This is a genomic window from Enterococcus sp. 4G2_DIV0659, assembly GCF_002140715.2.
Lineage (GTDB): Bacteria > Bacillota > Bacilli > Lactobacillales > Enterococcaceae > Enterococcus_L > Enterococcus_L mansonii.
Genome location: NZ_NGLE02000001.1, coordinates 617,319 through 641,123 on the forward strand (window position 1 = coordinate 617,319; position 23,805 = coordinate 641,123).

22 protein-coding genes and 1 other annotated feature are annotated in these 23,805 nt (G+C 36.1%); of the genes, 5 read left to right on the forward strand and 17 right to left on the reverse strand.

All coding sequences use genetic code 11. The features are described 5' to 3' along the window. Window positions 1-35: 35 nt before the first annotated feature. The 8 genes from A5880_RS02930 to A5880_RS02965 form a co-directional block, all read right to left on the reverse strand. The gene (locus tag A5880_RS02930) at window positions 36-785 is read right to left on the reverse strand and encodes a hypothetical protein (protein ID WP_086331717.1); all 750 of its coding nucleotides are present in this window, start codon (window positions 783-785) and stop codon (window positions 36-38) included. A gap of 343 nt (window positions 786-1,128) precedes the next feature. Beyond that, on the reverse strand, window positions 1,129-1,716 hold the full coding sequence (gene leuD / locus A5880_RS02935; RefSeq protein WP_086331718.1) for a 3-isopropylmalate dehydratase small subunit: 588 nt from the start codon (window positions 1,714-1,716) through the stop codon (window positions 1,129-1,131). Further along, window positions 1,716-3,092 carry a 3-isopropylmalate dehydratase large subunit gene (leuC, locus tag A5880_RS02940; protein ID WP_086331719.1) on the reverse strand — a complete coding sequence of 459 codons (1,377 nt, stop codon included), beginning with the start codon at window positions 3,090-3,092 and terminating at the stop codon, window positions 1,716-1,718. Before leuC ends, leuD begins: the two co-directional genes overlap by 1 nt. A gap of 36 nt (window positions 3,093-3,128) precedes the next feature. Continuing rightward, window positions 3,129-3,815 carry a class I SAM-dependent methyltransferase gene (locus tag A5880_RS02945; protein WP_086331720.1) on the reverse strand — a complete coding sequence of 229 codons (687 nt, stop codon included), beginning with the start codon at window positions 3,813-3,815 and terminating at the stop codon, window positions 3,129-3,131. 28 nt (window positions 3,816-3,843) lie between these two features. Next, complete coding sequence (gene leuB / locus A5880_RS02950) at window positions 3,844-4,884, reverse strand: 3-isopropylmalate dehydrogenase (RefSeq protein ID WP_086331721.1); 1,041 nt, start codon at window positions 4,882-4,884, stop codon at window positions 3,844-3,846. After that, window positions 4,884-6,407 (reverse strand): 2-isopropylmalate synthase, encoded by a 1,524-nt coding sequence (locus A5880_RS02955; RefSeq protein ID WP_086331722.1) that lies wholly within the window; start codon window positions 6,405-6,407, stop codon window positions 4,884-4,886. Before A5880_RS02955 ends, leuB begins: the two co-directional genes overlap by 1 nt. Before the next feature lie 493 nt (window positions 6,408-6,900). Continuing rightward, window positions 6,901-7,917 carry a type I glyceraldehyde-3-phosphate dehydrogenase gene (gene gap, locus A5880_RS02960; RefSeq protein WP_086331723.1) on the reverse strand — a complete coding sequence of 339 codons (1,017 nt, stop codon included), beginning with the start codon at window positions 7,915-7,917 and terminating at the stop codon, window positions 6,901-6,903. A 45-nt stretch (window positions 7,918-7,962) separates the two neighbouring features. Continuing rightward, entirely contained in the window at window positions 7,963-8,469 is a 507-nt protein-coding gene (locus A5880_RS02965) for an HPP family protein (RefSeq protein ID WP_086331724.1), read from the reverse strand. A gap of 133 nt (window positions 8,470-8,602) precedes the next feature. Here A5880_RS02965 and A5880_RS02970 point away from each other — a divergent pair, with 133 nt between their 5' ends. Together A5880_RS02970 and A5880_RS02975 are read left to right on the forward strand one after the other, a co-directional pair. Further along, window positions 8,603-8,857 (forward strand): hypothetical protein, encoded by a 255-nt coding sequence (locus A5880_RS02970; RefSeq protein WP_336576940.1) that lies wholly within the window; start codon window positions 8,603-8,605, stop codon window positions 8,855-8,857. Then, complete coding sequence (locus A5880_RS02975) at window positions 8,830-9,195, forward strand: CGNR zinc finger domain-containing protein (protein ID WP_336576941.1); 366 nt, start codon at window positions 8,830-8,832, stop codon at window positions 9,193-9,195. Before A5880_RS02970 ends, A5880_RS02975 begins: the two co-directional genes overlap by 28 nt. Before the next feature lie 184 nt (window positions 9,196-9,379). On the opposite strand, the gene A5880_RS02980 is transcribed toward A5880_RS02975, so the two are convergent. Further along, entirely contained in the window at window positions 9,380-10,660 is a 1,281-nt protein-coding gene (locus A5880_RS02980) for an O-acetylhomoserine aminocarboxypropyltransferase/cysteine synthase family protein (protein ID WP_086331725.1), read from the reverse strand. A gap of 158 nt (window positions 10,661-10,818) precedes the next feature. Then, window positions 10,819-11,071, reverse strand: a binding site (T-box leader). Window positions 11,072-11,224: 153 nt separating this feature from the next. On the opposite strand from A5880_RS02980, the gene A5880_RS02985 reads away from it, so the two are divergent. Then, a complete protein-coding gene (locus tag A5880_RS02985; RefSeq protein ID WP_086331726.1) occupies window positions 11,225-11,581 on the forward strand; it encodes a hypothetical protein in 357 nt (118 codons plus the stop codon). Window positions 11,582-11,613: 32 nt separating this feature from the next. Beyond that, window positions 11,614-11,775, forward strand: coding sequence for a hypothetical protein (locus A5880_RS02990; RefSeq protein ID WP_086331727.1), 162 nt, complete (start codon window positions 11,614-11,616; stop codon window positions 11,773-11,775). A gap of 387 nt (window positions 11,776-12,162) precedes the next feature. Here A5880_RS02990 and A5880_RS02995 read toward each other — a convergent pair whose 3' ends face one another. Together A5880_RS02995 and A5880_RS03000 are read right to left on the reverse strand one after the other, a co-directional pair. Next, on the reverse strand, window positions 12,163-12,597 hold the full coding sequence (locus tag A5880_RS02995; RefSeq protein ID WP_086331728.1) for a hypothetical protein: 435 nt from the start codon (window positions 12,595-12,597) through the stop codon (window positions 12,163-12,165). A gap of 534 nt (window positions 12,598-13,131) precedes the next feature. Continuing rightward, window positions 13,132-13,719 (reverse strand): ATP-dependent Clp protease proteolytic subunit, encoded by a 588-nt coding sequence (locus A5880_RS03000; RefSeq protein ID WP_086331729.1) that lies wholly within the window; start codon window positions 13,717-13,719, stop codon window positions 13,132-13,134. A gap of 475 nt (window positions 13,720-14,194) precedes the next feature. Between A5880_RS03000 and A5880_RS03005 the strand changes: the two genes are divergently transcribed. Continuing rightward, complete coding sequence (locus tag A5880_RS03005) at window positions 14,195-14,881, forward strand: RICIN domain-containing protein (protein WP_086331730.1); 687 nt, start codon at window positions 14,195-14,197, stop codon at window positions 14,879-14,881. Window positions 14,882-14,966: 85 nt separating this feature from the next. Here A5880_RS03005 and A5880_RS03010 read toward each other — a convergent pair whose 3' ends face one another. From A5880_RS03010 to ilvA, 6 genes are all read right to left on the reverse strand, one after another. Continuing rightward, on the reverse strand, window positions 14,967-17,678 hold the full coding sequence (locus A5880_RS03010; protein ID WP_086331731.1) for a cation-translocating P-type ATPase: 2,712 nt from the start codon (window positions 17,676-17,678) through the stop codon (window positions 14,967-14,969). A 738-nt stretch (window positions 17,679-18,416) separates the two neighbouring features. After that, window positions 18,417-19,172: a tRNA 2-thiocytidine biosynthesis TtcA family protein gene (locus A5880_RS03015; protein ID WP_086331732.1), complete on the reverse strand. Its 756-nt coding sequence runs from the start codon at window positions 19,170-19,172 to the stop codon at window positions 18,417-18,419. A 22-nt stretch (window positions 19,173-19,194) separates the two neighbouring features. Then, a complete protein-coding gene (locus tag A5880_RS03020) occupies window positions 19,195-21,033 on the reverse strand; it encodes an LTA synthase family protein (protein WP_086331733.1) in 1,839 nt (612 codons plus the stop codon). Between the two features lie 262 nt (window positions 21,034-21,295). After that, complete coding sequence (locus tag A5880_RS03025) at window positions 21,296-21,436, reverse strand: putative metal homeostasis protein (RefSeq protein WP_179190492.1); 141 nt, start codon at window positions 21,434-21,436, stop codon at window positions 21,296-21,298. Between the two features lie 43 nt (window positions 21,437-21,479). Then, a complete protein-coding gene (gene rpsN, locus A5880_RS03030; protein WP_086331734.1) occupies window positions 21,480-21,749 on the reverse strand; it encodes a 30S ribosomal protein S14 in 270 nt (89 codons plus the stop codon). Window positions 21,750-22,471: 722 nt separating this feature from the next. Next, on the reverse strand, window positions 22,472-23,728 hold the full coding sequence (gene ilvA, locus A5880_RS03035) for a threonine ammonia-lyase IlvA (RefSeq protein WP_086331735.1): 1,257 nt from the start codon (window positions 23,726-23,728) through the stop codon (window positions 22,472-22,474). Window positions 23,729-23,805 lie beyond the last annotated feature (77 nt).

The following is a 23,805-nucleotide window of genomic DNA, read 5'->3' on the forward strand; positions in this document are numbered from 1 at the left end:
TTATATCATTCCTTTTTTTATCTTACAGTATATTATTAGTCTTTATCCTGATCATTTTTTATTTTCTCATTCTTTTTATAGGCTTTCTTGATTTCTTTTGGTGTAAATGTTTTTGCGGCAACACTTTCTTCTCCAGATGAAGTGAACTCATAGGTACCGATTTGGACTTTGATGTTTTTGTCTTCATTTTTAATATGATAAGCGGAGGCAGTTTCGATTTTTGCTTTTGGTTTGATATTCAATGTACTGTTTTCATAAAGTTTTTTAAATGCGTCATAGCCACTTAAACCATTATCCTGTATACGTGTGTCAGAAACATCATCTTCCTCTGAAACATAAATATAGCTGGATGTTTTTAGGTAAGGGGCGATATTTTCTGTTCCAAGATTTTCTAATGTATAATAGACAACAACTAATCCAGAAGATTCATAAACGGGTGATGTACTCTCCACAAAATCAACTTTTGTAACTTGGATTTTCGCATGTTCATCTTGAGCTATAGCATCTTTAGCGAAAAGATCTTTTAGCGGTTCTTTTTTAGAATCATTCGTCGTTGATTCTTTGCTCTTCTCTTTACTATCTTTGGTTTTCGTATACGTCTTCTCAGAAGAACTTTTGCTGATGTCTATACCTGTTTTACTTAGTTTGTCTATTTCTTTGTCTAATTTACTCACTTTGGTAGAAATTTTATCGATTTTATCTTCTAACTTGGATGTGTCTGATCCGCATCCTGAAATTATTAACCCGCACAACAAAAGTGTCCCTAAACAATAAGCTTTTTTCATTTATTCTCCTCTTTTCTGTTTGTTCGTTTAGATAATAGTCTAATTTCAGAATAGCATAAGAGTTAATAGGTGTAAATTTCTTTTTTTCTTACTTTTTAATAAAAAGCTGAGAGGAAATTAGAATTGAATGAATCTCAAAAATGAAGTGTGATAGTAGCTAGATTTTTTGTATGATAATAAAGAAGAGTCAATCGAAGTAGTCTTTTTTTGTTACTTAAGTTATAAAATAATGATTATTTCAGCTTATTTCCGAAGGAACTGCTTTTTTTCTCGCTGTTTATTCGGATTTTTGGTGTCTGAGATATAACTTGCAAAGTTATGTCCCAGACACTTCAACTCATATTCATTGCCAATAAGCTGGAATCTTCCTTTCATAAGCTGCAATCTCATCATCATGGGTCAAACTAATAGCAATATCATCCAACCCATTCACCAACTTATGCTTCCATGTACTGTCAATCTCAAACGAATAGGTTTCTTTTGGTGTAATGACCTGTTGCTTAGGCAAATCAATCGTGATTTCTTCCTCTGCCCCAAGTTCGGCCAATGCATCCAACTCTTCATGTTTTAACACGATTGGAAGTAAGCCATTTTTGGTCGCATTCATATAAAAAATATCACTAAAACTGCCTGCAATAATCGCTCTAAAACCATAATCATCTAACGCCCAAGCCGCATGTTCTCTAGAAGAACCTGAGCCAAAGTTATCGCCAGAAATCAAAATCGTTGCTCCTTTGTACTGCGGTTCATTCAACGTAAATTCTGGATTCGGCGTACGATCAGGTAAATAACGCCATTCATCAAATAAAAACTCGCCAAACCCTGTTTTTTCGATTCGTTTTAGAAATGATTTTGGAATAATTTGATCCGTATCGATATTGTCATTCATTAGTGGAACCGTGGTTCCTGTATGTTGTGTAAATGCCTCCATTATGCACCAAGCTCCTCTCTAATGTCTTTAAATGTTCCAACGATTGCAGCCGTTGCCGCCATCGCCGGGCTGCAAAGATGGGTTCTTGCGCCTTTGCCTTGGCGTCCTTCAAAGTTTCGGTTAGATGTTGATGCACAGTGAACGCCTGCTGGTACTTGGTCTGGATTCATGCCTAGACACATCGAGCAACCTGGTTCCCGCCATTCAAAACCTGCTTCTGTAAAAATTCTATCTAAGCCAATTTTTTCAGCTGCTTTTCTAACTGGTCTTGAGCCTGGCACTACGATTGCAGTGATGCCCTCTTTCACTTTTTTTCCTTTTACGATGCGGGCTGCTTCTTCTAAATCAGATAGGCGACCATTAGTACATGAGCCGATAAAAACGTAGCCGATTTCAATGTCTGATGGTCGTTGTCCCGGTTTTAAATCCATGTAGTTATAGGCGCGTTCGTCATTCATATCTTTAATTTCTGGGAAGGTTCCTGTGATCGGAATCCCCATTTCTGGATTGGTGCCCCATGTAACGAAAGGAACTAATTCGTCCGCATTTAGTTCTAGATTGGCATCATAAACCGCATCTGGATCACTTGGTAGTTTTTTCCAATCAGCAATTGCGGCTTCCATATCTTCTGGCGCATATTCTCTACCGCGTACATAGTCAAAGGTTTTTTCATCTGGCGCCATCATCCCCATTTTTGCGCCACCTTCGATGGCCATATTACAAATCGTCATTCGTTCTTCCATCGTTAGGTTTTCAATCGTTTCACCATAAAATTCAACGGCATACCCTACACCAAAATCAACACCATATTTTGCGATCAACGCTAAAATAATATCTTTAGCATACACACCTTTGGCTAGTTTTCCAGTGATTTTCACACCCATTGATTTTGGTTTGTTTTGCCAAATACATTGTGTGGCAAAAACATGCTCAACTTCACTTGTCCCGATACCAAAAGCCAATGCACCAAATGCACCATGTGTGGCTGTATGAGAATCACCACAAACGATGATCTTTCCTGGTTGTGTCAAACCTGTCTCAGGACCAACCATATGCACGATTCCTTGACGATCGCTTCCATTGTCGCAAAGTGTTATACCGAATTCTTCACAGTTTTTCTGCAACGCTTCGATTTGTTTTTTTGCTACCAAATCTGTGATATTAAAGATATCCTGTGTTGGAACGTTGTGATCCATCGTGCCAAATGTTCTGTCTGGTCGACGGACTTTTCTGCCTGCTTCTCTTAGTCCTTCAAAGGCTTGGGGTGAAGTTACTTCATGGATTAGATGTAGATTGACATAAAGTAGTTGTGGTTCACCAGCATTGCCAGATACCACATGTTGTTCCCAAAGTTTATCAAAAAGTGTTTTTCCCATGTATAGTCACATCCATTTTTTATTTTCGTTTCTGCTTCAAGACTTTTTCCCTAGATACACTGCATAGTTATAGTATTTATAGACGACATCTATCGCCTTAAACCCAACTGTCTCCAATGTTTTTAACTCTTCCATTAAGGGTTGCGGGCGGTCTTCTTCAAAATGACTTTTTAGCCAGCGTTCTTGAATTTCTTTTAACGTAATTTGCTGATTCATAAAGGCAATCCATTTTTGCATAAACACCTCTTGAAGTTGTGGACTTGATGCTTGGATTACGTCTGCATTGATGAAGAGTCCGTTTGGCTTTAATGCGTCATAGATTTGGCGATAAAACTGTTGATGACTCGCTTGGTTTTCTAAATGATGAAGAGCAAGGGAAGAAACAACCACGTCATATGTTGTGTCAAAGGTCAGCTTTTCAAAAGAGCTACTAATACAGAGCGCTTGATTGTTTAGCTTTTGCTTGGCAATCGTCAACATCTCTTCACTCATATCGACACAAGTGAATACAGCATTTGGGTACACTTCTTGAATAGCGCAAGCAACAGTTCCTGTCCCACAACCAAGATCAATGACTGAGATTGGGTGATCTGTATCAAAAGGAATACTTGCAACTAGAGCTTCGATCATTTGATTGTAGTAAGGAATGATTTTTTGAATCACATCGTCAAATTCTTGCGCTTCTTGGTCAAAATGAGCTTGGATTTGTTGCGTTCTTTTCATGGGTTTCTTCCACCTACTCTTTCTTTTTTTATTTCAGTTCTTTGATTACAGCATCCGTAAATTCAGTCGTTGTCGCACGTCCACCTAAGTCAGTTGTTAAGATTCCTTGATTCATAGCACGTGCGCACGCATCTTCGATTTTCTTGGCCGATTGTTCCAAACCAAATGATTGACGTAACATCATGGCCACTGACAGAATCATCGACATTGGATTGGCAATATTTTGATTGGCGATGTCAGGAGCTGAGCCATGAATCGGTTCATATAATGATGGACCGGATTCACTATGACTAGCGCTTGGCATCATGCCTAATGAGCCTGGAATCACCGACGCTTCATCACTTAAAATATCGCCGAATAGATTCTCCGTCACAATTACGTCAAAGTCTTTAGGCTTTTGAATCATGACCATGGCTGCTGAATCTACCAACTGATGTTCTAGCGTACAGTCGGGAAATTCTTGTGCCACTTCTTCGGCTGTTTGACGCCATAATTTACTTGTCGCTAATACGTTCGCTTTATCAACAGAGGTGACTTTTTTGTTTCTAGTCCGAGCAATTTCAAAGGCTTTTCTGATAATACGTTGGATTTCTACTTTAGAATACGTACATAGATCTGAGGCTTCTGTCTCTTCTAATTGTTTTTCACCAAAATAGATGCCCCCAGTTAGCTCACGTACAACAACAAAATCTACGCCTCGAACGTTTTCTTCTTTTAAAGGAGATAAATGAACCACTGCATCTGGTACTGTAATTGGACGGATATTAGCAAACAGTCCTAACGCTTTTCTTAAGCCAAGTAGCCCTTGTTCTGGACGTTTTGGTGCATCGTCCCATTTTGGGCCGCCGATAGCACCTAGTAAAATTGCATCGGCTTTTTCACAGGCTTTTAACGTTTTTTCAGGCAAAGGCTCACCTTGTTCATCAATGCCTGCACCACCAAACGCAAAATGTTCGATGTCAAAATCCAGATTATCCTGGATCATGATTTCATTCAAAATTGTTAGTGCACTATCCATGATTTCTGCACCAATCCCATCTCCTGGCAATGCTACGATTCGTTTGCTCATTAGGCTTTCCCCACTTCTTTTTGAAATTGTTCACTGGCTTTTACATATGCTTTTGCTGAAGCTTGCAAAACATCAAAATCAATACCGATGCCGTTAAATTGTTTGTTGTTTTCACTATCTGCTAAGGTTACATGAACCTCTGCTTGCGCATCTTCTCCACCTGTAATGGCTTTAATGTAATACTCTTGTAGTGCTGGTTTTTGGACAAATATTTTATCAATTGAGTTATAGATAGCTTGGATACTGCCGGAACCGATCGCCGATTCTGTTTTGCTTTCATTTTCACCTGTATTGATGGAAACAATCGCCCCTTGGCTACCGTCAGAAACATATTGTAATTGGACACGCTCTAAGCGATAATCCTCATTACATTCTTGAGCCTGTCCTACCATTAGGGCAATTAGATCCTCTTCAGTCACTTGTTTCTTTTTATCCGCTAATGATTTGAAACGTTTGAATGCATCTTTTAGTTCGTCATCTGCTAGTTGATAGCCGAGAGCTACCATTTTTGTGGCAAACGCGTGTCGACCAGAAAGCTTTCCTAACGGCAATGAATTTTCATTTACGCCAACAAGTGAGGGGGTGATGATTTCGTAAGTATCAGGATTTTTCAATACACCGTCTTGATGGATGCCTGACTCATGAGCGTAGGCATTTGCGCCAATGATTGCTTTGTTTCTTGGGACAGCCACACCAGACAAACGGCTGACGAGATCGCTGGTTCGTTTTGTTTCATTCAATCTGATATTACTTTGCGCTTTGTAAAAGTCTTTTCTTATATGTAGTGCTAAAGCTATTTCTTCAAGCGCAGTGTTTCCCGCTCGTTCACCAATACCGTTGACCGTTCCTTCTACTCGTCGAGCGCCATTTTCGATCGCTGCTAGGGCATTGGCCGTCGCCATTCCTAGGTCGTCGTGACAATGAGAAGAGAAAATGATTTCTTGATCGCTTTGGATATTGTCAATCAAAAATTTAAATAATGCGCCGTACTCTGTTGGATTGGAATAACCCACGGTATCTGGAACATTGATAATTGTTGCACCAGCGTCAATAGCTGTTTGAACAGCTTTTAATAGAAATCGTTTTTCTGTTCTGGTCGCATCTTCTGGTGAGAATTGCACTTTCTCGAATTTGCTTCTAGCATAGCTAACATGTTCTTTAATAGAAGCAATGACCTCATCTGGTGTCATTTTTAGTTTAAACTCCATATGAACTGGGCTTGTTGCCAGAAAAACATGGATTTGCGGATGCTTGGCGTTTTGTAAAGCTTCATGTGCGCGGTCGATGTCAGCTTTTTGGCAACGTGCCAGACCTGCAACTGTCATGTTTTCAGCATGTTCTGCGATAGCTTTGACTGCTTCAAAATCACCCATAGATGCAATTGGGAATCCCGCTTCAATTGTATCTATGCCCCATTTTTCTAATTGTTTAGCGATTTGAACTTTTTCTTTGGTGTTGAAATTTACGCCAGGTGTTTGTTCCCCGTCTCTTAAAGTGGTATCAAAGAATTGGATCGTTTTCATTTTTCATACATCCCTTCTGAATCTTCATTTTTTTGATTAGGTTAAATGAAACGAACGAGACTTCTCTCTCTTCGTTCGCCAAGTATTGCGCAACATCAGCTCTGCAAGCAGTCGCTGTGTTTTGCAATAAAAAAACATCCCACGAATATGGGATGTTCTATCATCCCGTTCATGCAATGCGAAAACAGGACTCTCAACCTCTGATAAGAAAAAGCTGTGCTGCAGCTGGTTTCTAGTAATCAGTGTGATGAGTCCTTCAGTAATAATAAGAATGTAATTGTCGTTGTCTGCTTGTTCATCATCTTCAACATCCTTTATTGTCAGAATTTTTAAATAATTCAAACTATAGTGTTAAAGATACAGAACTTTTAAATCAAAGTCAATAGTTTTATGAGAATTTTTTTAAGAAAGTCAAATTTTATTTGTTTAAACATGCAAGTAAAAAGAGCATAAACTAACGACAGTCCATACTCTTTATTCGATTAGTCAACATTTAATTTTCTAAATGTGCAAATTTTTCCAACAAACGAATCATCTGACAGACAAACCCGTATTCATTATCATACCATGCAACTGTTTTAACTAGCTGAACATCTCCTGCTGTTATCACTTCGGTTTGTGTAGGATCAAAAATCGAACCCGCAGTAGAACCGATGACATCACTGGAAACAATTTGCCGATCATCATAGTCAAAAGAAGGGTTCTCTACCGTGTGCTTTTGAATGACTTCATTTACTTGTTCCGCCGTAACGTTTATTTTTAAAATAGACACTAATTCTGTCAAAGAACCTGCTACAACTGGCACTCGCTGTGCATGACCTTGTAATCGTCCATTTAATTCAGGAATAACCAACCCAATCGCTTTCGCTGCACCAGTGGAATGAGGAATCGTATTGACAGCTGCTGAACGAGCAGCACGCAAGTCTCCACCATTAACTGGCCCATCTAACAACATCTGCGTTGACGTATAAGCATGAATTGTCGTCATCGTGCCAACTTCGATACCAAATTCATTATTTAGATGATGCGCCATCAGTGCTAAACAGTTGGTTGTGCACGATCCTGCAGAAATAATGGTGTCTTTTGAAGTCAATGTATCATCATTGACATTATAAACAATCGTCTTCATATCTCCTGCTGGAGCCGAAACTAGAACACGTTTTACTCCTGCATCGAGATGTGCTTGCGCTTTTATCTCTGAGGTATAAAATCCTGTGCACTCTAAAACAATATCTACTCCTTGCTCTTTTACCCAATTTAACTGACGGGCATCTGCTTGTGCGTATATCTTAATTTCTTGACCATCCACGATGATCCCATCATCTGTTGCACTAACTTTACCATCGTAAGCTCCATGAGTTGAATCAAACTGTAATAATTGAGCCAACATTTTAGGGCTAGTCAGATCATTGATCGCTACCACTTCAATCTGATCCGATACCTCTTTAATTCTACGAAACGCCAAACGTCCAATTCGTCCAAATCCATTGATTCCTACTTTTATTGTCATATTACCATTCCTCTCTTTTTTCTGTTCAATTACAATTTAAAAATTTTACAACCAAAACGTTGGATATTTTCTTTTTTTATCTAGATTATTTACAACTAAGGCAATTACTACAATGACCACAGAACCTATTAACACAGGTGTAAATAGAAAATTCCAACCCGTCTGACTCATCATAACAACTAATGGATCTGCCCCAGCTGGTGGGTGCGTTGTTTTTGTCAGCATCATACACATTATCGAAAAGCCAACTGCTACTGCAATCGAAGCCACTGAGTTGCCAAGTAATGTCTGACACGCTAACCCTATAAACGTTGAAATAAAATGGCCACCAATAATGTTCCTTGGTTGAGAAAGTGGCGCATCCCATACACCGAAAGTAAGAACACAACTCGCTCCAAATGGTGCCATTATCCAGCTCCATTCAGTCTTCTCGGTTAGAACGATTAAACTAAAAATGACAATAAAACCGCCCATAAACCCTATAATCGCTGCCTTTAAATCTACTTTTAACGGTGAACGTTCAGTTGTGAACATTTTTTTTAACACCTCCATTTAACTAACCCCCTTATAAATGTATTATAGGTTAGTTGCAACTAACCTGTCAACAACGTTTTTACGAGTTAGTTATTAGCATTAATGATTGAACTATGATAAAATCATATTTAGTTAAAGAGGAGGGAGTCTTTTGTCTCATCATTTTCCAGATGTATCTGATTGTTTAATATTAGATTTCATCAACACAAAGATTTCAAAAAATGGAAAAATCACTGAGTTGATCGAGTCAAGAAGTGATTTAGCAAACTGGTTTGATCACGAAATAAAAAAAATAGTCGTTACTCTTATCAATTATCACTATTTAAACCCTATTTTGAAAAAGTCGATGACCATTCAACACTCATCGCTTTTAGAGAGTTGCTGTATGAAAAATTATCAGCGCTGATTGCTGGTGAAAATACAAAAATTGAACTGTTAAATTTAATTAAAATAACGACAAAAGTACATCCTTTCAGCGTAGAGATTATAAATGATACCTTATCATTCATACCAATAATGATTGATTATCATTCATTTGAATCATTGATTTTACTTGATTTAGCCCAACTTATTGCTAATGATGATATTCATAAACTGCGTCGTTGTACTAATCCAGAATGTGTATTACTTTTTGTGGATCGTACAGGACGTAGAAAATGGTGCTCAATGAAAATTTGTGGAAATCGTCATAAAGTTGAGGCTTTTGCAAAAAGAAAAAAACAAGCACCAAATGAGGAGATATAACAAAAAAGAGTGCGTGACAAAACTAAAAATCAGTTTTGTTTCACACTCTAATTCCTAATAAACGGTGGACAAAAGTCAGGTTCTTCGGCAATTTCGCAAAAATCGAGCAATACAAGAAGCGTATTGTTCGATTTTTATTCCAATTGCTCGAACCTAATCGACTTTTATCTCAACCTCTTTTTTACTATATTTTTTCTAATGCCTGTTCCAAATCTTTTAGAATATCATCAATATTCTCAATTCCAATTGATAAACGAATCAATTCTGGTGAAGTTCCAGAAGCATTTAATTCTTCATCACTTAATTGAGAATGTGTTGTTGAAGCAGGATGAATGATCAATGACTTTGCATCCCCAACATTGGCTAAGAGTGAAAAGAGTTCGACATGATTGATCAAGTTCTTCCCTGCCTCGGCTCCACCTTTCACACCAAAAGTAAACACTGAACCTGCGCCTTTAGGTAAATATTTTGCTGCAAGCTGATGATATCTATTATCAGGTAAACCTGGGTAATTGACCCATTGAACTTTCGGGTGCTTATTCAAAAATTCCGCAACAGTCAGAGCATTTTCTACATGACGTTCTAATCGCAAAGATAATGTTTCTAAACCCAAAATCAATAAGAAACTATTGAATGGCGAAATCGCTGCACCTGTATCCCTTAATAAAGAAACCCGCAAACGTGTGATGTACGCTGCTGCACCAATATCTTTAGTATAAGAAAGTCCATGATAACTTGGATCTGGATCAACCAGCTTAGGAAATTTTCCATTTGCCCAGTTGAATTTTCCAGAATCAATGATTACACCACCTAATGCGACACCATGTCCACCAATAAATTTTGTCGCTGAATAAACAACGATATCTGCGCCAAAGTCAAATGGACGATTTAAATAGGCCGTGGCAAACGTATTATCAACAATCAACGGCAGACCATGAGCATGTGCAACTTCTGCTATTGCTTCTAGGTCAGCAACATTTGTCGTTGGATTGCCGATCGTTTCTACAAAAATCGCTTTTGTATTGTCTTTGATCGCTTCTGAAAAATGGACGACTTGATCTGGCTCAACAAATGTCGTCGTAATGCCAAACTCCGGCAATGTATGGGCAAATAAATTAAAGGTTCCTCCATATAAAGTCGAAGCTGAAACGATATGATCACCACTGCTCGCAAGATTTTGAATTGCATAAGTCACTGCGGCTGTCCCTGAAGCTACCGCCACTGCACCAACACCGCCTTCTAGTTCATTCAATCGATCTTCTAAAACAGCAGTCGTAGGGTTTGTAATACGCGTATAAATATTTCCTGCTTTAGACAATGCAAACTTTTCTGCGGCATCTTGAGTGTCATCAAACGTATAGGAAGTTGTTTGATAGATTGGAACAGCTCTAGAATTCGTCTCTTTATCTGGTACATGTCCGCCGTGAATTTGGATCGTTTCAAATTGGTAATTAGATTTTGTCATTATGCTTCATTCCTCTTCTATTTTTTATTTGGCTTATTATTTTAATTCTGCTACAGCACATGTCACCTTCTTGCATAATGACCACCTCTTTTCATTTATTCTCATTGAAAAGCAACTTAGAATGAACTAAAAATACGCCCTCTACTAGCTTTACACTAGTAAAGGGCGACTATCGCGGTACCACCTTTATTGGAAATAACTTCCATCTTAATCCAAACGCCGAATAACTTCTTGATTTGGTGCTTTGCTAACGGTAGCAGCCGTAAAAATCACTAATGACTTTTCCTCTCCAAGATCATTTTCGACAAGTCTTCATTTGCTTTCTTCCACCAAATGAAAGCTCTCTGGTTCCCACGTAAATATACTGGGTTTAAATGTCTGCTTGTGTACTCTTCTTTTCAATGAGTTTTGCTATTGGAAATAATATTAGAGTAAACTCATTTATTTGTCAACTTTTTTTCTTTCTTTTGCCATCTTAAATAAATTTATCTCTTCAAGTGAGTGTCCTATTTCTCTTTCTATCTATTTTTTATTATAATTAGGAAAATTGGAGGTCGATTGAACATGTCAACAAGTAATGAAAAAGTAGAACTACTCTTATCTTATTTATCCGAAATCCATACAAAAAGCTTATCACTTTATGATTTAGTTACTAGCCGTCCACGTCCTGATGATAATCGTATTCTTTTGAACATTAACGAAGTATTCACTTACTATCATAGTGTACGAATTTTTTACTACAGCAATAATGAACTGACTTCAGCAGAAGTTCAGGCATTTTTTGCTATTTTTGAAGAATTTTATTTTGAATTAAAACAAGTCTTTTTATTAGAAGAAGACAACAGCGCGATGCTTTACAGCAAATTAGCTGCGATGAAAGATTCTTTTGAGCAGTTGACGAATGATTTTAATGTTTTATAATAGAAGAGACAACAGATAAAGAAGGTGCCTAAATGGATCAAAGCGAAGTCCTAGATCGCTTACGTGAAGAGTTGGAAATTCCATTTTTTAATGGAACAATTGAAGACGGTGAGTACACAGAAGAAGATTATCAAAAAATTAAATCAGATCTCCTTAAGTATTTCGATGAATATGTACGCAATGTAGAAAATTAAAACAAACAAGTTCGTCATTTAAAGAGGTCGGGCAGAAGTGTTATTTCTCAATGGATTGCTTTTGTTCCTATCGTTTATTCGCAATTAGAGTATGAGGCAAACGTAAAAATTACGTTTGCCTCATACTCCTTTTTATTTTAGAAAATATTTATAAAAATATATTATTTTTAAAATACATATAATGACACATTTTAAAAACAAATAAAAAACCATCGGCGGAAAAGGCCGATGGAAAAGGAGTATTACTCAATAAGAGTAAAATGAAAAATAAAAAGGTTGTTGTTGGTATGAATTTATAATACAACACTTTTTTTTATTTGTCTACTAAAAATAACATTAAAAAGAAATTAACTACTATTTATTTTTGTCATTTTTTCATTTATTTTTTTATTTTTTTAACAAAAGATTGCTCATTCGAGTAATAGCGAATGAAATGTCATCTGTAGCTACATCTTGTTTTTCTTCTGACGCATTGAATAAATCAATATCTATTCCTTTTTCTGGGTCTAAGGATAAAATCATTTCATTACATCCAGCCAAATATTCAATATATGAACGCTCAAATTTCTTATGGATCCCCATCACACGAGCTGGTGGACGTAATTTAGTAACTTTTTCTAACATGATTGTATACTCTTTCGTTCCATCTTGAAAAATACGTTGAATTTCAGCAATTCGTTCAGGTGATAGCTCAGAAGCTTTCTCTTCATCAATGGCTTTACGCACTTCTTCATAGTAATCATTCATTTTTTCGCCGACTTCTTCTGTTTCTTTAACAATATCATTGATGTTTTGTACATAATATCCTAAGTTTGGTTTCACAATTATTCCTACTTTCTTTTGGTAATCACTTAATTTTACACTTTTTACTATCCTGATGACAAGCAGTATTTGAAAATGCTCTATTTTCCATTGTTTGAAAACTTTAATACGTATAGTAACTGAGCTACTTTGGTGATTTTAGAGTACACACAACTTTTCAAAGGAATTTTGATCATTCTAACTAAAAAGCACACTTTATGGCTATTAATTATAGTGTCACCCCTTTATGCCTCTCTTTAATTTGATTCAACTGTTTAGGATAACTAACTAGTTAAGAATAAAATAACATAACATTTTTACCTTTTGATGTTTTTTTATTTCCTGAAACTGGTTTTACTCTCCTTAATAACACTATTTTTTAACAAAAAATCTGTTTTAGTGATTTTTCGAGAGTATCGAGGCTTTCTTCTGGCGTTAATAAAAATTGTTTATAAGCCCATCACCATGGTCAAATTCCGCTAAAAAAGACTGTAGATACAGTCTTTTTTAGCAACTTTATCTACAGTCTGAAACAGTATAAAAACATTTATACGTTTATTTGATTTCATCACTTGTTTGAATGATTTCAGATACCATCCCGTACTCTTTCGCTTCATCAGCTGACATCCAGAAATTACGGTCTGTGTCTTTTGCGATTTTTTCATAGGTTTGCCCCGTTGCTTCAGCAATCAAACGGTTGACACGTTCACGCATACGGATGATTTCTTTCGCTTCAATCTGGATTTCTGTACTTTGTCCTTGAACACCGCCAGCAGGTTGGTGGATCATGTAGCGGGTATTTGGTAAGCTGTATCTATTTTTCCCTTCAGCAGCTAGATAAATGGTAATACCAGCACTTGCTACCCAACCAGTACCGATCACGATTACTTCTGGTTTTACAAATTTAATCATATCATGAATGGTATCTCCAGCTTCAACGTGTCCACCTTGGCTATTAATAAAGATTTTGATTGGTTCATCACCCATAGCTGCTAATAAAAGCAATTGAGAAGTAACTTCTCTGGCTAAATCTTGGTTGATTTCACCATAGATCAAAATGGTTCTTTCTTCAAATAGTTTTTTCATAAACACGTTGGGTTGTTGTTTTTCTTCTGTTTCTTCATTTCCATCTAAATAGTTCATGTGTCAGATGACCTCCTTATTTTTAAAAGCATAATGGGCTTGTTTTGGCTCAAATACAACATTGACTATAATACTGATCATGATTTATCTGAAAGTCTAGCCCATGTAGCTAGATAATCCTAAAATTTAAACAAGTTCTTTTAGCCTCGAATGAATGAGAGGCAATTATGTGAATGATGCTTTTGCCACAATCATATTCGATCCTTTTTCGAGATGCTAACTTATGATATTAGATAATTCAAACGAGACATCGTCTATATTAATAATACCGCAAACAGAAAATTTGTCCACTTTTATGACCTATTTTGACCTTAAAAATATAAATAAACTTTTTTATTTTAAGTAAATCTTTTTACTCTACTCTAAATTTCCGATATTTTACTTTTTACTCGACAAAGGTTGTAATTAACATACTTAATGTTATAATAATTATTGTAAATTATTTTTTTCTAAATGACAAAAAAGGAGTTTTACTATGATTAAAAAATTATTATTAGGAGCAACACTTCTCTTCGCTATAGTTAGTTTTAGCTCAGTAGCTCAAGCAACTTCAGAAAGTATCATGGAACATGTAAAAAAAGTTGAAGTATCAAACAGTATTATTTCAAGAGAACAATTTCAAAAAGCAGATCAAATTGCTTCTGAAAAAGTTCAAGGGGTAAAACCTAGCCAAACACGCTCATTTTTCCCTGGGACATCCTATGTTGATGATGGTCTTTACCAAGTTCGATTCAAAGATGCGCCATTTTATTTAGATGTAATGGGCGGCCAAAGTGTTAATGGAAATGGTCTCCATATGTGGACGCATCATTATGGCGCCGCAGCCGTATTTTACATCAAAAATATTGGAAATGGCGAATTTGTTCTTTTTGAAACAACTGGATGGAAATCTGTAGAAATTGGTGGGTCTAATGTATTTAACGGGGCACCTGTTCAAATTTGGGATTACCAAAGTATCGGTATTCCAACACAACGTTGGAGGTTGGAGCCTGTCATTGATTCTTGGGGCATTCCAGATGGTTCTGTTAAATTAGTAAACATTAACTCTGGAAAAGTCTTAAATGCAGTGGACGGTAAAGTGATTCCTTACGTAAGAGTTAATTCATGGGAAAGTTTAAATATTTCTGGACAGAAATTTAATTTAGAAAGATTGATGCCTTAGTGACGATTCTAATAAAAAAATAATTTACAACTAAAAAACAAAGCAAACGCTATGAAAGATAGCGAATGCTTTGTTTTTTTAGTTATTAGCTCTTACCCATTTTACGTTGAACAAATTTTACAATTTCAACAATTGGAATAATCGCAAATGATGTTCCTGCGACAAGTCCCCATTGGTAAGCATCTAAAGAAGTAACACTGAATAGGTCATTAAATCCAGGAATCACGATTGTCGCTGCTAATAACAAGAACGATACTAAGATTGCCCAGTTAAATGATTTGTTTCTAAATAGACCCACTTTAAAGATTGATTGGTAAATTGATTTTACGTTAAAGGCATGGAACAATTGAATTAAACCTAATGTTGCAAATGCCATTGTTAATGCATCACCATGTTGCAAGTCATATAATGCGTTTGCAGATAAATGAGGCATATTTGCTGCTGTGTGTGCTGGGAATTCAATAGACATCTTGTAAATAAATAATGTCAAGCCGCCTTGAACAATCCCTTGATAAATCACACTACTTAAGACACCGCCAGAGAAAAAGTTTGATTTTTTACCACGCGGTGCATGGCTCATCACGTCACGCTCCGCAGGTTCTACGCCTAAAGCAATTGCCGGGAATGTATCGGTTACTAAATTAATCCATAATAAATGAACCGGTAGTAAAGTATCCCAAGCAAGCATCGTTGCGATAAATAGTGTTAATACTTCCCCTAAGTTGGCAGAAAGTAGATATTGAATCGTTTTTTGGATATTTGAGAAAACTTTACGTCCTTCCTCAACTGCCACGATAATTGTAGAGAAGTTATCATCTGCAAGAACCATATCAGAAGCACCTTTTGATACTTCTGTACCAGTAATTCCCATACCGATACCAATGTCTGCGGCTTTTAAGGCTGGCGCATCATTGACACCATCCCCTGTCATCGCAACCACTTTACCTTCTTGTTGCCACGCTTTAACGATACGAACCTTATGTTCAGGAGATACACGAGCATAAACGGAATAGTGCCCAACAACTTTGGCAAAGGCTTCATCAGACAATTCATTTAATTCAGCACCTGTGATTACTGCGTCATCGTCGCCTTCTTTGATGATACCAAGACGAGCGGCAATTGCTTCTGCTGTATCTCTATGATCCCCTGTAATCATGATTGGACGAATACCAGCTTCTTTAGCAACTTTAACCGCTTCTGCTGCTTCTTTACGTTCCGGATCGATCATGCCGACAAGTCCTGCGAAAACTAAGTCTTTTTCAACTAGATCAGAATCCATTTCAGCTGGAACTGTATCGACAAATTTATAAGCCATTCCTAAAACACGTAATGCTTGCTTGGCTAGTTTTGTGTTGGTCGTTAAAATTTCTTGATGTTGTTTGTCATCCATTACTGGTGTTTGCCCATTTAATAAGGCTTGATTACAACGTTTTAGTAATTCGTCAGGCGCACCTTTTACAGAAACTAGAAACTTTCCATTTGCTAATTGGTGAACAGTCGTCATTAGTTTCCGATCAGAATCAAATGGAATTTCTGCCACACGAGGTTCAGCCGCAACTTTTTCAGTTACATTGAAATCGTGGTCTAACCCATATTGAACAAGGGCTGTTTCAGTTGGATCACCAATCAATGAACCATCTTGTGCAATTTTCGTATCATTTGTATAGTTCATGATTTTTAATGCCATATTATCAAGTGCAACAGCATCTGTTGCAGGTTTCACTTCATTATCTGTATAAAGAGTTTCAACCGTCATTTGGTTTAATGTTAATGTCCCTGTTTTATCAGAACAGATAATGTCTGTACTACCTAATGTTTCAACGGCAGGTAGTTTGCGGACAATGGCATTTTTCTTCGCCATTTTTTGTGTACCTAAAGCTAAAATAATCGTTACGATTGCAGGAAGTCCTTCTGGAATAGCTGCAACGGCTAATGAAATAGACGTTAATAGCATATCAATCCATGTACGGCCATTCATCATACCAACTACAAACATAATCGCTGCGATCACTAAGATTGCGATCGTCAACATTTTACCTAATTGGTTTAAGTTTTGTTTTAATGGTGTTTCTGTTTCTTTTTCGTTGGCTAGCATACCCGCGATTTTACCAACTTCTGTGTTCATTCCTGTACCGACAACCACACCAATTCCGCGGCCATAAGTGACGTTACTGCTTGAATAAGCCATATTAATTCGGTCACCGATCCCAATCTCAGATGCAGTACCTTCTAAAATAGTCGCTTCTTTTTCAACTGGAACAGATTCACCAGTAAGGGCTGCTTCTTCAATTTTCAAGCTAGCAGCTTCTAATAAGCGTAAGTCCGCTGGAACAACGTCCCCTGCTTCTAATAAAACAATATCTCCAGGTACTAATTCGTCACTTTTAACGGTGATCACATGACCATCACGACGAATATTCGCATTTGGTGAAGACATTTCTTTCAGCGCTTCAATTGCTTGTTCTGCTTTGGCTTCTTGAATCACACCGAAAATCGCATTCAATACTACAACAAGCAAAATGATGAATGAATCAACCATATCACCTGAAAATACTGCTGAAATCACTGCAGCAAATAATAATACGATAATCATAAAGTCTTTAAATTGTTCAAAGAATTTAACGATGATCGATTTCTTTTTCCCTTCATCTAATGCATTGGCGCCGTAACTCTCTAGCCTTTTTTTGGCTTCTTGATCTGACAATCCTTCAACTGTCGTATCAAATTTTTGTAAGACCTCTTCATCTGACTGCGTGTAAAATGCTTCAGATAGTTGAACCTTTTTTTCTTCTGACATGTTCTTCCTCCTTATAATTTGTAGCTACTTAAATCTATTTTACTTCATAATCGCGAAACGAACACGTTTTTAGATTTATGGGTTCGTAGCAAAACGAAAAAAAATAGACCTCTGTATGCTAAATAGAACATACATAAGTCTCACCGTTTAAGACAACACCAGAAATTTCTTTCGGAGTTGGTGATGTTGTCGCAGCTAGCGCCGCCAGTTACTCCCTCATGAAATAATAAAATGGTGGCAGACGAATCTTTCACCAATAATTATTGCTGAATTAATTATACCTGTTCTTTTAGTGTTTTTCAAATGAAATCGTATTGATTTTCAGAAAAATTTCTGTTTGGTTTGAAAGAGCTTTTTCTTCCTTCTACAATTCTCAAAAAAACAAAGATACATTTATTTCCTTTAAATAGAAAAACACACTCATCGTGCTATTAGCACTGAACGATGAGCGTGTCGTTATTTTATAGTTAAATCGCTATATTCGTGAGGATCTTTTTTTCCTGTGGTTTGTGATTATTTCTAGACCCACAGACAATACAAATAGAAAAACAAAGATTGTGGCAAATATAACACCGCCACCAAAAACACTAATTGTTCCTGATAGACCTAGAAGACTGATTACTATCGTTTGTACTTTTTCCAAGATCACTCACCACTTTTCAAAAATTAAGTTTTTGTTGTTCTTCATCATCATATTACTTCCATTACGATTAACTGTCAATGTAAATCTATCTCTTTTCACTTAATAGAGGTCATTGATTTCGTCCAGAAGTTTTCAGCTTCTCCTTGTTCCATCCCCATAATAAACTTATCTCTAATATTAGGATAATTTTGTGCTAGCCCATTCACAAGGTGTTTGATTTCTTCCCGTTTGGTCTTCTTATCTACTGGACACGGGTTAAAAATTACCGGTAATTCTTCTCGTTTGACGAATTGAATAATTTGTTTTTCTTCTATATAAAGTAAGGGACGGATCAATGTAATATCTGTTTTTGATAAATAGCTGATCGGCTCAAAACTAGCCATTTGCCCATGAAAAAGGAAATTCATAAAATACGTTTCGATTGCATCATCCAAATGATGACCCAAAGCAACTTTATTACAGCCCATTTCTCGGGCTCTTTTGTACAAAATGCCTCGGCGTAATTTGGCACATAATGAACATGGTGAACGTTCTTCACGGATATCAAAGACAACTTGTGCGATATTCGTAGGTACAATATCCAGCTTATACCCTAATTCTTCAACAAATTTCTCTAATGGAGCACTATCCATATCAAACCCCATAGCCAAGGTAATTGGAACAATATCAAACTCAAAGCCTAAACGTTTTTGCTTACTAATCATGTCTAGAAAATAAAGTAAACTTGTACTATCTTTGCCCCCGCTCATTCCAATCGCCACTTTATCCCCTGGTTGAATCATTTGATGATTCAGCACTGCTCGGCGAATAGGATTATAATAAATTTGATTGTCTTTCTTTTTAAAACCCATCATTTACTCCTTTTCGATTGATTCATTTAAAAAAATCTGTTTTTAAGCTGTAATTTTCACCAGAAACAATATCATATTGAATCAAGCGGTACTCTTCATATAGCTGTTCCTGTTCTTTATTTAGAGAAAGAGTTTTCGTCCATTTTTTATCTTTATAATAGAAACCTTTTTCAAATGCAGGAACTTGTTTTTCTAATTTTGATAATAGTTCATAAAAACCTGTCATCTTCAATCCACTTTGATCAAACAGCGTTGATGAAAAATAAAAGGGGCTAACAATGGCATCCTGGGTTGCTTTTTTACTTAATTTCCCTCGATTATCATACATTAAAAATTCTGTTTGATGCATTTTTACTTCATCGTTCTGTGCTTTAATTTCATCTGAGTAGATGCTTGGTAAATGATCCCCCCAAAACACAACAAGCGTTCGACGCTTAACATCTTTTAACGCTGTCGTAAATTGTTTAAAAGCTTCACTACTGTAAGCCACATCTTGCATATAACTATCAATTGCTTGTTTATTTCCTTGGCTTTTGGATGAATAGTTTACATTTGAATACTTATCGCTATAGGGCATATGTGTTTGCATCGTCACTAAATGAACAAATTGTGCTTTTTCATCTTTTTTCAATAAACTCAGTACTTCTTTGTACGCTGATTCATCAGATATATAGGGATTTTTTTGGATTGTTTCCGTATTTTTCATTGTCTCTTCGCTGATAAACTGATCGAATCCCATTTTATTATAGACATCTTTACGTTTATACATCGATGTGTTGTAGGGATGAATCGCCGTTGTTTGATAGTCTTGATTTTTCAATAACGAAACGATCGACGGGATTTCTGTCATTTTAGGAACCAGCATGGTGTAAGGTGTTGTTAATTGAGGGTTGAATAACTCCATAGAAAAACTAGTCAGGGCTTCAAACTCGATATTCGCTGTTCCTCCACCATAATTTTGAGATAACATTTGACCGCTATATGTTGTTTTAGCAACATCATAGTACTCTTTTAAAGGATCTTTATTCGCTGTCACACCGTTCAGGTTTTGCGGATTTGAAAAACTTTCACTCATTACATAAATAATATTCGGTTGTTCATCTGCTGATAAATCGCTTGTTTTTTGTGCTGTTTTTGTGTATTTTTTGGTAATTTCTTCAATTGTTTTTTTAGAGTAATTTTCAGGTTCGTCCATGGCTTCAACCTTTAAGTTATACAAAAAACCACCCATGAATCCTGTATTATAGTAATTCATTTGTTGACTATAAGGAATCCAATGCGCGGTTTTATTATAGGCTTTTCTTAATAGATTATTGGGGTTATTAAAATTACCCACATATAGCAATAAACCGATTGTCATTATTAGACTTGAGAAGCGTACTATTTGCTTTTTTTTCGATAATAATCGACTTTTATAAATCGCTTTTCCAAAAAAGAATAACCCTGTCATCCCAAGTAACAAGATAAAAATAAATGGAACAGTTCCTATCATTTCTCTTAATAACCCCAATTCAGTGATCATTTTCAAATCATCAGGATAAATCGGTTCTGTGCGGTAGAGCAATTTTTGATAATCAGCAAATCCTAAAATACCGATTGTGATTGCATACAAAACACTGCCGATCATAAATGAACCTGCTAAACTACATAAAAATAGTAAAAATATCAATAAAACAAAACAACCTAAAATAAATTTTTCTGTATGCCACGAAAAGGCAAACTTGAATACTAAGTCTATAGATAATTCATTTTGGCACCATTGCAAGTATAAATTACTAAACCAAACAAGCAGTAATAAGCTGATTAAGGTGAATGAATAATCAATTACTTTTTTTTTGTTTATTTGTAAATATTTATCCACAACATTCTCCTTTTTTTCTCTTTTTTTAGATACGTCCTCTAATATTTTATGCTTAGACGAAAAAAAAGTAAAGTTTCCTTTGTGAGGAACTTTACTTTAAATATAGAACAACGTCTTTAATACAGAAGCAAGCTACTTTTACTAGTAAATTTCTCTCATTTTCATATAAAACATAAATAGAATCATTTTTAAAATAAAAAAGCCCTTCCCTTCTATAACTAAAAAGGAAGAACTTCATTCTTTACTCTTAAAAAGAATACACTCACCCAACACTACCAGAAGCCATCACTCGATGTCTTTGTTCCCGTTTATATTGCTGAATGATTTTTAATGCTCGTTTTCTTGTTTTTCTATTCTTGCACTTCAATCGTCTCCGTGCACTTGAAAGATCTTGTTTCTCCATCCAATCACCTCTTTGCGTCTAGTTGTCGGTTACTTGTGAATGACTACCAACTTGCTTTATGAACACCTGGAATGTGTCCTTGATGGGCTAATGTCCTAAAATTAATCCGTGACATGCCGAACTTACGCATGTAAGCTCTTGGTCGTCCATCAATCAAATCTCGGTTTTTCAAGCGATTTGGATTGGAATCTTTTGGTAATTTTGCTAATGCTTCGTAGTCTTTGTTCTCTTTTAGTTTGATGCGTTGTTCAGCGTACTGCTTAATCAGCTCTCGTTGATGTTTTGCTTTGGCAATTTTTGATTTTTTAGCCATATTTTCTTTCACCCCTTGCAAATCGTAATCATTACTTTTTAAGAGTGATAAGAGTAACATCAAATTGTATAAAATGCAAGTACTCTTTTTATATTTCATAGAGGGAAAATAGTAGTAGCATCCAAACTCTATTACACACTTTAGTTAATCCCCCCATATTGGATCAATATAATCGAGAAAAAGAAAGCCAAAAAACTGAGAATAAAACATTGTATGTATGGATAAAAAAAGAATCAAATAAACTTTGTTTGGAAATAAAAAGTTCAACTTCCTTAATAAATACACTTGAAAACTCACATAATCAGACCGTTCATTAAAAAAAATATTATAAACAAAATGGACTTGCTGGTGGAATGAACGTTGTCCATCCATATGAAGATGTTGATCTTTTCTTCCAGTCTAACAATGATGATTTTTAAATAGTATTTACGTCACGACTAAATAAATCACTTTAATGTTATTAGAATTGTATTGATTTTTGATATCCACTGAAAATGAACTCTGCTTAGTTTAGTTCTGTTTTTACATACCTAAAACTCAGTAAAATGAATGCCTACTTATGTTCTACCTTCGATTGGTTCGTTTTCAAAAAGAATCGGGCAAAATTCTTCAAAGTAAAATTCCTTATTTAACATAAACAGTGAGTAGAACATAACTCTTTGAGTCATATCCCACCCACATCTACTCTAAATAATTTTTGAAATAAAGGCTTTTTATCCTATTTAAACAAGTAACGCATATAAGGATGGATTATCACTAAGATCAATATAATGTGGATCAAACATAGTCATTTTTTCTAGTAAATGGGGTAGCTCCTCCTTATCTTTCAGTAGAATACCCAAAACAACAGGTCCAGTGCCTCGATTCACCTTTTTGGTATACTCGAACCGAGTAATATCATCATCAGGTCCTAAGATATCTGTCACAAACTCTCTTAATGCACCTGGGCGTTGTGGAAAATTGATGACAAAATAATGTTTAAGACCTTCAAAAATCAATGAACGTTCTTCAATCTCTTCCATACGGTTTATATCATTGTTTCCGCCACTAATGATACACACAACATTTTTCCCTTTAATTTCTTCTTGCATTAATTCTAAAGCTGAAACGCTTAATGCTCCAGCAGGTTCTACAACAATCGCTTGCTTAGTATATAATTCTAAAATCGTCGTACATACTTGCCCTTCATCCACTGCTAAAAGATTATCAACATATTCATAGGCATGTTCATAGGTTAAATTACCAACTTGTTTCACTGCAGCTCCATCCACAAATTTTTCAACGTTAGCTAACATCACTGGTTTCCCTTGGTCAAAAGCCGCACGCATTGATTGTGCACCTTGTGGTTCTACACCAATGACAGCCGTTGTAGGACTGATACTTTTAGTATAGGTGGAAACGCCACTGACTAACCCTCCACCGCCAATTGCTGCTAACAAGTAATCTACTTGAACTTCAGATTCATTCGCCTCTTGGAAAACTTCTACTGCTACTGTTCCTTGTCCAGCCATAATATTTATATCATCAAAAGGATCAATAAATGCTTGGTTATTAGCTTTTGCATATTCTTTAGCAGCTTTAGCAGATGCATCAAAAGTGTCACCAATTAATTTTACGGTTACTTCATCTCCGCCAAAAAATTTTACTTGAGAAATTTTTTGTTGCGGAGTGGTCGTTGGCATAAAAATTGTAGCCGCAACATTCATCTCGTGGCAAGTAAAAGCAACTCCTTGAGCGTGATTCCCTGCACTAGCGCAAACAACACCATTTTTTAGCACATCATGAGGAGTCTGCTTAATTGCATAATACGCCCCTCTTAATTTGAATGAACGAACTTTCTGTAGGTCTTCTCTTTTTAAATAAACATTGCATTGGTATTTTTGTGATAGATACATATCATACTGTAACGGTGTTTTCGTTACTACGTCTTTGAGTGTGTCATATGCTTCTTCAACTTTTTCTTTCGTTAATTTTAACAAATTCTCCCCACCTTTATTATGTAAATAACAAAAGGCTGAGATAGAAGCATGTCGCCTATTTTCTCAGCCTCTTGTTC

Excerpts from the sequence above, each read along its gene's own strand:
- A5880_RS02930 (WP_086331717.1), bottom strand. The coding sequence starts at position 785 with ATGAAAAAAGCTTATTGTTTAGGGACACTTTTGTTGTGCGGGTTAATA.
- leuD (WP_086331718.1), bottom strand. The coding sequence starts at position 1,716 with ATGGAGGCATTTACACAACATACAGGAACCACGGTTCCACTAATGAAT.
- leuC (WP_086331719.1), bottom strand. The coding sequence starts at position 3,092 with ATGGGAAAAACACTTTTTGATAAACTTTGGGAACAACATGTGGTATCT.
- A5880_RS02945 (WP_086331720.1), bottom strand. The coding sequence starts at position 3,815 with ATGAAAAGAACGCAACAAATCCAAGCTCATTTTGACCAAGAAGCGCAA.
- leuB (WP_086331721.1), bottom strand. The coding sequence starts at position 4,884 with ATGAGCAAACGAATCGTAGCATTGCCAGGAGATGGGATTGGTGCAGAA.
- A5880_RS02955 (WP_086331722.1), bottom strand. The coding sequence starts at position 6,407 with ATGAAAACGATCCAATTCTTTGATACCACTTTAAGAGACGGGGAACAA.
- gap (WP_086331723.1), bottom strand. The coding sequence starts at position 7,917 with ATGACAATAAAAGTAGGAATCAATGGATTTGGACGAATTGGACGTTTG.
- A5880_RS02965 (WP_086331724.1), bottom strand. The coding sequence starts at position 8,469 with ATGGAGGTGTTAAAAAAAATGTTCACAACTGAACGTTCACCGTTAAAA.
- A5880_RS02980 (WP_086331725.1), bottom strand. The coding sequence starts at position 10,660 with ATGACAAAATCTAATTACCAATTTGAAACGATCCAAATTCACGGCGGA.
- A5880_RS02985 (WP_086331726.1), top strand. The coding sequence starts at position 11,225 with ATGTCAACAAGTAATGAAAAAGTAGAACTACTCTTATCTTATTTATCC.
- A5880_RS02990 (WP_086331727.1), top strand. The coding sequence starts at position 11,614 with ATGGATCAAAGCGAAGTCCTAGATCGCTTACGTGAAGAGTTGGAAATT.
- A5880_RS03000 (WP_086331729.1), bottom strand. The coding sequence starts at position 13,719 with ATGAACTATTTAGATGGAAATGAAGAAACAGAAGAAAAACAACAACCC.
- A5880_RS03005 (WP_086331730.1), top strand. The coding sequence starts at position 14,195 with ATGATTAAAAAATTATTATTAGGAGCAACACTTCTCTTCGCTATAGTT.
- A5880_RS03010 (WP_086331731.1), bottom strand. The coding sequence starts at position 17,678 with ATGTCAGAAGAAAAAAAGGTTCAACTATCTGAAGCATTTTACACGCAG.
- A5880_RS03015 (WP_086331732.1), bottom strand. The coding sequence starts at position 19,172 with ATGGGTTTTAAAAAGAAAGACAATCAAATTTATTATAATCCTATTCGC.
- A5880_RS03025 (WP_179190492.1), bottom strand. The coding sequence starts at position 21,436 with ATGGAGAAACAAGATCTTTCAAGTGCACGGAGACGATTGAAGTGCAAG.
- rpsN (WP_086331734.1), bottom strand. The coding sequence starts at position 21,749 with ATGGCTAAAAAATCAAAAATTGCCAAAGCAAAACATCAACGAGAGCTG.